The sequence below is a fragment of the Pseudorhizobium tarimense genome, from assembly GCF_022968135.1.
In the GTDB taxonomy this organism is placed as follows: Bacteria; Pseudomonadota; Alphaproteobacteria; order Rhizobiales; family Rhizobiaceae; genus Neorhizobium; species Neorhizobium tarimense.
This window is the reverse complement of record NZ_JALJRA010000010.1, coordinates 25,841-35,505: the sequence shown is the minus strand read 5'-3', so window position 1 is coordinate 35,505 and position 9,665 is coordinate 25,841. Positions and strand designations below refer to the sequence as shown.

Genomic DNA, 9,665 nt, shown 5'->3' with positions numbered 1-9,665 from the left:
TGTCACGCCTCGGCGTGGAGGCGTGACAGAACCTCTTCCGCCTCGACCAGCGCATCCGGCGTCCCGACCGTCAGCCAGTGTCCCTGGAGCACTAGCCCGTAAAGTCGTCCGCGCTCGATCGCCTTGTCGAAATAGAGATTGAGGTTGAAGGCATCGTCGGGCGCGTCGTCGAGAAGCGAGGAATGCATGGCGATGGCGCCAGCATAAACGAGCGGCTGGTCTCCACCGCTGTAGCGCGTCAGCCGACCGGCGCCGTCCAGTTGGAAGTCCTTCTTGCCGTTGTGGCCGGTGGTGCGCTCAAGCGGCACGCACAGCAGCGCCATGTCCATGGTCGCCGGATCGAAGAAATCCGCTAACCGCTGCAGATTGGTGGCTTCGCCAGCCCTCTCGCATATCCAGAACAGGTCCGCATTCATCACGAAAAGAGGGCCTGGGGCGAGTAGCTTGATCCCCTTGGCGAGACCGCCGCCGGAGTTCATCAACCGGTCCCGCTCGTCGGAAATCATGACGTCGAGGCGCGGGTAGCGGCGAAGATGCGCCTCCATCTGCTCCGCGAAATGATGGACGTTGACGGCCGCTTTCTTCACGCCGGCATCCGCCAGGGCATCAAGCGCATAGTCGATCATCGGCTTGCCGGCGACGCGCACCAGGGGCTTCGGGATGCTGTCTGTGATCGGTCGCAGCCGGGTGCCAAGACCCGCTGCCAGGACCATGGCCTGGGTGATCTTCATGCCCTGCGTTCTAAAGCAGGGGCGGTGATTCGGGTAGCTCTATTCCGGCCTTCAGGCACCAGGCGTGGAGCGGCGCCAGCGCCTCGTGCTGCAGCGCCTGCGCGAGGTAGGAAAGGGTGCGCGGCATGTGCTTCATGTAGCGTGGCTTGCTGTCACGCTGCATCAGCCGAACCCAAAGCCCTGCGAGCTTGCAGTTGCGCTGCGCCGACATGATGGCGAAGGCCTTGCGGAAGCGCGCTTCGTCGAACTGGCCCAAGGAGCGGCGGAGAGCGACATAGTCGCGCATCATCTGCTCAGCGAGGCGAGGGGGAATATCCACCCGCGCATCCTGGACGAGAGAAGCGAAGTCATAGGCGGTCGGGCCGATCATCGCATCCTGAAAGTCGATGATTCCAATTCGCCGCACGCCCGACTCGTTCGCCCGCCAGATGATGTTGGGCGAATGGAAATCCCGCAGGAGAAGGTTCCTTTCGGCATCCGCCAGCTGGACGATCAGCTCGTCCCAGATCGCCAGATAGGCCTGCCGTTCCTCCTCGCTCGGCTGGCTTGCCCGCTTCCACGGCAGGTGCCAGTCGACAAGCAGCCGCGCCTCCATCTTCATCGCGGTCGGATCGAAATCTGCAATGTGGTGGACGTATCCGTTATCCAGCGGGAGATCCTGCCGCATCGGATGGCTGTGTAGATATCCCAGGCAGACGACCGCCTCCCGGTAGCGCTCCTCGATCGGGTGGCCCTCATCGTCGAGGACGCCTTCGCTGCCGAGGTTCTCGAGGAGGAGGATGCCCTGCTCGTAATCGACCCGCAGAACATCCGGCGCGGCGAGGTTGATATCCCTCAGGTAGCGAGAGATCGCCACGAAGGGGTAGGCGTCCTCGGCCAAATGCGCCACTTTCGGGTAAGGCTTTCCGTCCAGCACGGCCGGCCCGCCGGGCTGACGCGGCCAATCCATCAGTATGAGGTTAGCTCCGTGTTGCGGCGTCACCGTTTCGTAGGCCCGGACCGAGGCGTCGCCCGTCAGATAGCGGCGTCTCGCGCCGATATAGCCCCACCCTTCCAGCGTACGGCGGATGACGAGCGATCGCCGGATGCGGCTCAAAACCGCACCGGGTCCGGCTATCAGCGCCTGCCGCCCATCCTGTCGGTGCTCCAGCCGCAGCGTCAGCCGGTTTGCCGGCAGAAGCTCCTCGGCCATCTCCGGCCACTCCACCAGACAGATGCCTGTCGCCAAGGCCTCATCGAGCCCCAGTTCGTCCAGTTCGGATGGATCGGCCAGCCGGTAGAGATCGAAATGGCTGACCGGGATGCGCAGGTCATAGCTCTGTACGAGGGTAAAGGTGGGCGAGGGGACCTCGAGTTCGTCCTCGTCGGCAACCGCCCGCAGGAGAGCGCGTGCCAGCGTCGACTTGCCCGTGCCCAGCTCGCCGGAAAGAGCGAGGCAGTCGCCCGGCCGCAAAGCCAGCGCAAGATCTTCACCCAGCCGCTGTGTCGATGCCTCGTCCGGTAGATCGAGAACGATCGCTGTTTTGTCGCTCATTCGGCCGCGGCGATGGTATGAAAGGTGACCGCGCTCGGAATGCGGCAGGTGACTGTCGTGCCGCTGCCCGGCCGGCTGTCGATCGTGATATCGCCTTTGTGTAGTTGCACGAAGCTTTCGACAATCGAAAGACCAAGCCCCGCTCCGCTACGCTTGCCGCCGCGCGGGGTCGAAGAGAAGCGGTTGAACACGCTGCTCAGCATCTCCTCCGGAATCCCGGGGCCGCTATCGGAAACGGCGAAGAAGACGTCAGCCCCATTGCGCCGGCAGGCCAGTGTGATGGTGCTGCCTTCTGGCGCGAAATTGGTGGCGTTCGTCAGAAGCTTCAGCAGGATCTGCTTCAGCCTCTGCGGATCGGCGATGATCGAGCCGAGCCCCTTTGGCGCCATGATCTCCAGCGTAATCTGGTTTTCATGCAGGCGATCTGTGATCTGCATAGCCACGTCGTCGAGAAGATCATCGATGCTGATCTCCTCGTAGTTGAGCTGCATGATGCCGGCATCCACCGTCGCAAGGTCGAGGATGTCGTTGACGATCGTGAGAAGCAGCGACGACGACGTGGAGATATGGTCGACATACTCCGCCTGCCGCTCGTTGAGCGGCCCGATACCCGGCGTCTTCAGCAGATCGGTGAAGCCGATGATATTGGTCAGCGGCGAGCGCAGCTCGTATGACACGTGCTGGACGAAATCGTTCTTGATCTCGTCGGCGCGCCGCAGCGCCTCGTTCTTCTCCATCAAAGCTCGTTCGGCGCGTGCGCTCGCCGTCATGTCGACGAAGGTCAGCATGGTCTGGGCGTTCGGCAGCGGGGTCACGGCATAATCAAGGATGAGGCCGGAATAGAGCTCCAGCGTACCCTGCAACGATGGCCGCTCATCGTCGAAATTGGTGATCATCTGGCCGAAGCGGCGCCAGCCATCGGCCCTGTCGTAGGATGGCGCGCACGCGTCCTCGATCGCGCGGATATGCTCGCCGGGTTTCGCCTGCTCGGCCGTGACGCCCCAAAGGGCGCGGAAGGCCGGGTTGGAGAGGCGCAGCCGACCGTCCGGTCCAAACACCGCGACACCTTCGGACAGGTGGTCGATGGTCTCGCCCTGCACCATCAGAAGAGTGTTGTAGCGCGTCTCGAGATCGACCTGTTCGGTCAGGTTCTCGAAGACCCAGGTTGCTCCCCCTTGCGGGTGGGCGGTAGCGATCACCCGCAGCGTCTGCCCGTTTGGCAGGTGCCAGAGGTCCGTCTTCGTATCGAGCGCCTGATAGATCGACAGTGCGTCTTCCTTCCAGCTGCGCCAGTTGAGCTGTTCCGGCAGCTTGTTTTCGCCCCGCAGCCGGTCAAGCAGTTCATTGTTGTCGGGACGCGAATCGAGGAAGGAGATACCGAGCCCCCAAAGCGTCACGAAGGCCTGGTTGTAGAACTGCAGGCGGCGGTCGCGGTCGAAGATGGCAACTGGCGTTGCGAGATGGTCGAGGGTTTCCGCGTGGCTGCGAAGCGTCCGCTTCAACTCTTCGCGTACCGATTCTGCTTCCGAAACGTCGATGGCCATGCCGGCGGAGCCACTGGTCGCGACCACGTCCACGATGTCGTAGATCGTTCGGTTGCCGTGAACGACGGTTGAAATGCGGTCATGAAACGGAGAGGCCGGGGTTACCGCAGCCCGGATCTCTTCCCGTGCAATGGTGCCGAGGAACTCGCGACCCTCGTCCAGCGCCTGCGCCGGTGCCGTTGCATCGACGGCGTCGCTATAGGCGTGGTTGACCCAGGTCAGGCGGCCGGTCGTGTCGCGGCGCCAGACGGGCTGCTCGATCGCGTCGAGCAGCGAATGGAACAGCGTGATCGAGCCCTGCAGACGCTCCCGTTCGATCTTCAGTTCGGCAAGCTCGGCCCGCAGGTTGTTGAGCGCGATGAAGCGCACGAAAGCCTTGCCGCCCGAGACGCGCCCCTGCACTTCCAGGATCTCGTCCCGATGTGTCTCGACCACCATGTCGAAGCTGTGTGCATCGCCCCGCAGCGTTTCGATCGCGCGGTCGAGTTCGCTTGCCGACGTCGGGCGAAGCCAGCGGCCGAAGGCAAGAAATTCACGGTCCTGCTGCGGCGCACCGGTTTCCACCGGCAGTTGGCCCAGGAATTCCGGGCTGGAACCGGCGCCGTCCCAGATGATGATCCGCCGGTTCTTGTCAGCGATCAGCGCCTGATATTTCGAAATCTGCTGCTGCGCATCAATCAGGGCGCTGCGCATTTCCTGCGTCTCGGCTTCCATGTTGCCGCGCTGGCGCACCAGCCAGAGCACTGACAGCAAGGTGGCGCCAAGCGCGCCGACGACCATTGAGGAAATCACCACCTCTGTGGATGTGAAGAGCTTCGCAGCAGAACCAGCCTGTTGTGCAAGGGCACCGGTGGCACAGCTGGCGAGTGCACTGCCGGCAAGAAGGCTGCGCAGCGACGCGCAGGACCGCAAGCGGCCGCGCACACCTGAAGAGGCCTTTGAAGCACCGCTCCCCTTGCTCAGGTCCGCTACCGCCTGGCAACAGGAAGCCGCCTCCTGAGGGAGGTTCTTTTCGTTCACCGACATCCCGGTCTGTCTCCGTCCTTTGCCGCATCATCGACAAGACATCCCACATCGCCCTTGCCCGAAGCAGGAGCGAATCGACATCCGAAACAATACTTCCTTAGGGAATCGGCGAAAAGTGCGCGGGCAAAAAAGAAGTCGCGGCCTCGTCAAGACCGCGACTTACAATATCTTGTGGATAGATGATCCAGATTTAGTATCTGTAGTGTTCAGCCTTGAACGGACCCTGCGGCGAGACGCCGATATAGGATGCCTGTTCTGTCGAAAGCTCGGTGAGCTTCGCGCCGAGCTTGCCCAGGTGCAGGCGGGCAACCTTTTCGTCCAGGTGCTTGGGCAGGATGTAGACGTCGTTCTTGTAGTCGCCCTGCTTCGTGAACAGCTCGATCTGGGCCAGCACCTGGTTGGTGAACGAGGCTGACATCACGAATGACGGGTGGCCGGTGGCGTTGCCGAGGTTCAGCAGGCGGCCTTCCGAAAGCAGGATCATGCGGTTGCCCTTAGGGAACTCGATCATGTCGACCTGCGGCTTGATGTTGGTCCACTTCAGGTTCCGTAGAGAGGCAACCTGAATCTCGTTATCGAAATGGCCGATGTTGCCGACGATCGCCATGTCCTTCATCTCGCGCATGTGCTCGATGCGGATGACGTCCTTGTTGCCGGTGGTGGTGATGAAGATGTCGGCCGACGAAACGACGTCCTCAAGCATCACAACCTCAAAGCCGTCCATGGCAGCCTGCAGGGCGCAGATCGGGTCGACTTCGGTGACCTTGACGCGCGCGCCGGCGCCACGAAGCGAAGCAGCCGAACCCTTGCCGACGTCCCCGTAACCGCAGACGACGGCGACCTTGCCGGCCATCATCACGTCGGTACCGCGGCGGATGCCGTCGACGAGCGATTCCTTGCAGCCGTACTTGTTGTCGAACTTCGACTTGGTGACGGAGTCGTTGACGTTGATGGCCGGGAAGGGCAGCAGGCCCTTCTTGCTGAGTTCATAGAGGCGGTGAACACCGGTAGTGGTTTCCTCGGTGACGCCCCTGATCGCGTCGCGCTGCTTGGTGAACCAGCCAGGCGAAGCCTGCAGGCGCTTCTTGATCTGCGCGAACAGGATCTCTTCTTCTTCCGAGCCAGGATTGGAGAGTACGTCCTCACCGGCCTCGGCGCGGGCGCCGAGCAGGATGTACATGGTGGCGTCGCCGCCATCATCGAGGATCATGTTGGAAACGCCGCCATCGGCCCACTGAAAGATCTTGTCCGTGTACTCCCAGTATTCCGTCAGGGACTCACCCTTGACCGCAAAGACCGGAATGCCCGCATCAGCGATGGCTGCTGCGGCATGATCCTGGGTGGAGAAGATGTTGCAGGACGCCCAGCGAACGTCAGCACCAAGGGCCTTCAGCGTCTCAATCAGCACGCCCGTCTGGATCGTCATGTGCAGCGAGCCGGAGATGCGTGCGCCCTTCAACGGCTGCGTCTGACCAAATTCCTCGCGGCAAGCCATCAGGCCGGGCATTTCGGTTTCGGCGATGTCGAGTTCCTTGCGGCCATAGGCAGCAAGCCCGATGTCGGCGACGATGTAGTCCTTTTCCGTGCTCATAAAGCTCTCCAGCTGAAGGTTCCGGGTGCCGGGAGTTAGGCACCGCCTATCGCAATTCAGAGCCGGTTTAGCAGGGATGCTGCGGGGAAGCAACGGGGATATAAAGAGGTCTTTATATGTTTATGTCTTTTGAACTAAGCTTCTTCTCCAAACTTTTCAGCAATTAGCCGCTCCAGCGCGTCGAGGGCTTCCACGGCTTGCGGGCCGGAAGCGCTGATCTCGACACTGCAGCCGGGGCTCGCGGCAAGCATCATCAGTCCCATTATCGACATGCCACCGACCGTCATGCCGTCGCGGCTGACGGTCACCTGCGCATCGAACTGGCCGACGGTTTGGACGAACTTGGCGGAGGCGCGGGCGTGCAGCCCCCGCTTATTGATGATGAGGAGCTCGCGGGTGAGGAAGGACATGGAGGCTTTCGGACTTACTTGCCGCTCAGGACGCGGCTGGCGACGTTTATATATTTGCGCCCGGCTTCGGAGGCTTCCGCCAACGCCCGGTCCATGTCGTTGTCGCCGCGCACGCCTGCGAGCTTGATCAGCATCGGCAGGTTGACCCCGGCAATCACCTCTACCCGACCGCTGTCCATGACCGAGATAGCGAGGTTTGACGGCGTGCCGCCGAACATGTCCGTGAGGATGATGACGCCGCTGCCGTCCTCGGCGAGCTTCACCGCGTCGAGGATGTCCTGACGCCGCTGGTCCATGTCGTCTTCCGGGCCGATAGAGACCGTTTCAATGTATTTCTGCGGTCCCACGACATGCTCGACGGCATGTCGAAACTCCTCAGCCAGCTTGCCATGAGTGACAAGCACTATTCCGATCATGAATTCCCCCTGCAACGGAAACTCGCGGCCCATATCGCAATGCACAAGGGCCGTCCAGCGGTGGGAAGGCATCTTCGCCATGTAGAAATGAAGTTCAAGTTAAAAATCCGAAACTTGCGGTCACAACGTCGTCGGTATGCCGAGATCGGGACGAAGCGCCGCGATTGCAGCCAAGGGCTCGCGATGGTCGTTCATCAGCCGGATCTGCGGCAGCAGGCCGATCTCGCCAAGTTCGCATATCTCATCGGCAGCAGGCAGGCGATCCGTGATACGTGGATCCACCAGGAGCACCGCAAGATGGAGCACCGCCTCTGGGATGCTCTGCACGTGGGCAATGCCGCTGCCCCTGATCTCCAGAAGCCCGGCAATGGACGCCGGACGGGAAGCAATCAACTGGTCGCCCCGTCGGGAAATGAAGATCTGATCATCTGCGACCAGCGAGGCGCCCCAGCCCGAACGCTTCGCCGCTGCAAGGCATTGAAGCGCCATGGCAGACTTGCCGATGCCGGAAGGACCGACGAAGAGCAGGCCGACATCTTCCACAACGATGGCAGTTGCATGGATGTTGCGGGGCGCCATCAGGCGGCCTCGCCGGCCGGGAGCGATAGTATGAAGCGGGCGCCCAGCAGCTCTCCAGATTTCGGATCGACGATGTTTTCCGCCTTGAGCGAGCCACCATGTGCCTCCGCAATCTGGCGGCTGATTGAAAGTCCGAGGCCAGAATTCTGGCCAAAGCTCTCGCCCTCCGGGCGGTCCGTGTAGAATCGCTCGAAGATCCGGTCGATGTCCTCGGCCTGGATACCGGGGCCGTTGTCGTCCACCTGCACGGTTACACGTCCACGCAACCGGAAGAGGCGAATAATGATCCGACCGCCGTCATCGGGGACAAAGGATCGCGCATTCTCTATGAGGTTGGTGATGATCTGTCCGAGCCGCAGATCGTGCCCATAGACCGTGAACTGTGCTTTGTTGCCCGGCTTGCTGTCGATGATCAGATCGATTTCGACCACCTTCCGCCCTTGGCGGATCTGGCGCGAGATCTCCACCATATTGCGCAGCAGGACCTGCATGTTCACGGGGGTGGAATCACTGCGCGCCAGTTCTGCGTCGAGCCTCGAGGCGTCCGAAATATCGCTAATCAGACGGTCCAGGCGGCGCACGTCGTGGAAGATGATCTCGGTCAGCCGTTGCTTGGATTCCTCCGATTTTGCCAGCGGCAGCGTCTCCACGGCACTGCGCAGCGAGGTCAGCGGATTCTTCAGCTCGTGGCTAACATCCGCGGCGAAGCTTTCGATAGCATCGATGCGGTCGTAGAGCGCCGTGGTCATTTCGCGAAGTGCGATGGAAAGATTGCCGATCTCGTCTTGGCGATAGGCGAAATCCGGAATTTCCTCCCGCTGCTTGGCGCCGCGCCGCACGCGGATGGCGGCTGCTGAGAGCCGCCGGAGCGGATTGGCGATTGTGGAGGAAAGCAGGAGCGACAGAAGGATGTTGACGAGCGTGGCAACCCCGAAGACGCGCATGATCGCCAGCCGCTCCGCATGCACGATCTTGTCGATGTCGCCGGCCTGGGTGGAGAGCAGGAGGACCCCCAGCACCGCGCGGAAACGTTGAACGGGAACGGCTACGGAAACGATCAGCTCGCCCCTCTCATTGATGCGGACGACGGCGCCGCGCACACCCGTCAGGGCATTCATGACTTCCGGGTAAATGGAGCCGTCGCCGCCCGGTGCTTCCTTATAAACTGGAAGGTTGCGCTGCTGCAGCATTCGGTTGAAGAGGCCTGCAACCCAATCGCTCCAGCTGGTCGTCTCCTGCTCGACCGGCGGCAGGTCGTAGCGCAGGACCTGGCCACGTGAGTAAAGATGCCGAGAATCGAGCAGAAGGTTGGCGTCGGCGTCAAACAGGCGTGCACGGGTACGGGTCGGAGAGATGAGCCGCCGCAGAACCGGGGCGACACGATCGGGATCGATCGGGAAGTCGAGATCCTCGTCATTCGGCACCGGCGTGATGCTCTGGCCGGCCTGCAGCTCCAGCAGCTTCTCGGGATCAATCGTGATCGAGTTGGTATCGACGGAGGCGGAGGCCGAGATTGCGCCTGCGATGATCTCGCCCTGCGTCAGCAGGCTCTCGACTCGCGCGTCGATCAGGCCTTCGCGGAACTGGTTGAGATAAAGGATGCCGCCGACGAGGACGACGGTCGCTGCGATGTTGAAGAACAGGATGCGGCGAGTAAGGCTGGAGAACACCGCGTGCCCGAAGACCCGACGGATCAGGGTGAACGGGTGCGACCAGAGCCGTGCGGAAGAGGCATTCTCCTCCGCATCGGCCCTGTTCGCCATGTCCTCTTCAAGCAGTCGATCTGCCACCAAACGTCCTTTCGCAGGACCGGCTCTGCGCCCATTCGGGGCGC

The 9,665-nt window shown here is 61.9% G+C and carries 8 protein-coding genes; all 8 read right to left on the bottom strand.

Translation table 11 applies throughout. From position 1 onward, the window contains the following. Positions 1-2: 2 nt before the first annotated feature. Positions 3-731, bottom strand: a complete 729-nt coding sequence (locus MUU54_RS13355) for a nucleotidyltransferase family protein (RefSeq protein WP_247244516.1) — start codon at positions 729-731, stop codon at positions 3-5. A 10-nt stretch (positions 732-741) separates the two neighbouring features. Next, positions 742-2,265: a tRNA (adenosine(37)-N6)-threonylcarbamoyltransferase complex ATPase subunit type 1 TsaE gene (tsaE, locus tag MUU54_RS13350; RefSeq protein WP_247244515.1), complete on the bottom strand. Its 1,524-nt coding sequence runs from the start codon at positions 2,263-2,265 to the stop codon at positions 742-744. Continuing rightward, positions 2,262-4,835: a PAS domain-containing sensor histidine kinase gene (locus MUU54_RS13345; RefSeq protein ID WP_247244514.1), complete on the bottom strand. Its 2,574-nt coding sequence runs from the start codon at positions 4,833-4,835 to the stop codon at positions 2,262-2,264. Before MUU54_RS13345 ends, tsaE begins: the two co-directional genes overlap by 4 nt. Positions 4,836-5,025: 190 nt before the next feature. Next, a complete protein-coding gene (gene ahcY / locus MUU54_RS13340) occupies positions 5,026-6,426 on the bottom strand; it encodes an adenosylhomocysteinase (protein ID WP_247244513.1) in 1,401 nt (466 codons plus the stop codon). Between the two features lie 134 nt (positions 6,427-6,560). Further along, on the bottom strand, positions 6,561-6,836 hold the full coding sequence (locus MUU54_RS13335; protein ID WP_247244512.1) for an HPr family phosphocarrier protein: 276 nt from the start codon (positions 6,834-6,836) through the stop codon (positions 6,561-6,563). A gap of 14 nt (positions 6,837-6,850) precedes the next feature. Then, the gene (locus MUU54_RS13330; protein WP_247244511.1) at positions 6,851-7,252 is read right to left on the bottom strand and encodes a PTS sugar transporter subunit IIA; all 402 of its coding nucleotides are present in this window, start codon (positions 7,250-7,252) and stop codon (positions 6,851-6,853) included. Positions 7,253-7,372: 120 nt separating this feature from the next. Beyond that, entirely contained in the window at positions 7,373-7,831 is a 459-nt protein-coding gene (locus tag MUU54_RS13325) for an HPr kinase/phosphorylase (protein ID WP_247244510.1), read from the bottom strand. Next, positions 7,831-9,594: a sensor histidine kinase gene (locus MUU54_RS13320; RefSeq protein WP_247244656.1), complete on the bottom strand. Its 1,764-nt coding sequence runs from the start codon at positions 9,592-9,594 to the stop codon at positions 7,831-7,833. Before MUU54_RS13320 ends, MUU54_RS13325 begins: the two co-directional genes overlap by 1 nt. Positions 9,595-9,665 lie beyond the last annotated feature (71 nt).

Bases quoted from the DNA above. Each gene is read 5' to 3' on its own strand.
- MUU54_RS13325 (WP_247244510.1), bottom strand. From the start codon at position 7,831: ATGGCGCCCCGCAACATCCATGCAACTGCCATCGTTGTGGAAGATGTC.
- MUU54_RS13355 (WP_247244516.1), bottom strand. From the start codon at position 731: ATGAAGATCACCCAGGCCATGGTCCTGGCAGCGGGTCTTGGCACCCGG.
- MUU54_RS13345 (WP_247244514.1), bottom strand. From the start codon at position 4,835: ATGTCGGTGAACGAAAAGAACCTCCCTCAGGAGGCGGCTTCCTGTTGC.
- MUU54_RS13335 (WP_247244512.1), bottom strand. From the start codon at position 6,836: ATGTCCTTCCTCACCCGCGAGCTCCTCATCATCAATAAGCGGGGGCTG.
- MUU54_RS13330 (WP_247244511.1), bottom strand. From the start codon at position 7,252: ATGATCGGAATAGTGCTTGTCACTCATGGCAAGCTGGCTGAGGAGTTT.
- MUU54_RS13320 (WP_247244656.1), bottom strand. From the start codon at position 9,594: ATGGCGAACAGGGCCGATGCGGAGGAGAATGCCTCTTCCGCACGGCTC.
- tsaE (WP_247244515.1), bottom strand. From the start codon at position 2,265: ATGAGCGACAAAACAGCGATCGTTCTCGATCTACCGGACGAGGCATCG.
- ahcY (WP_247244513.1), bottom strand. From the start codon at position 6,426: ATGAGCACGGAAAAGGACTACATCGTCGCCGACATCGGGCTTGCTGCC.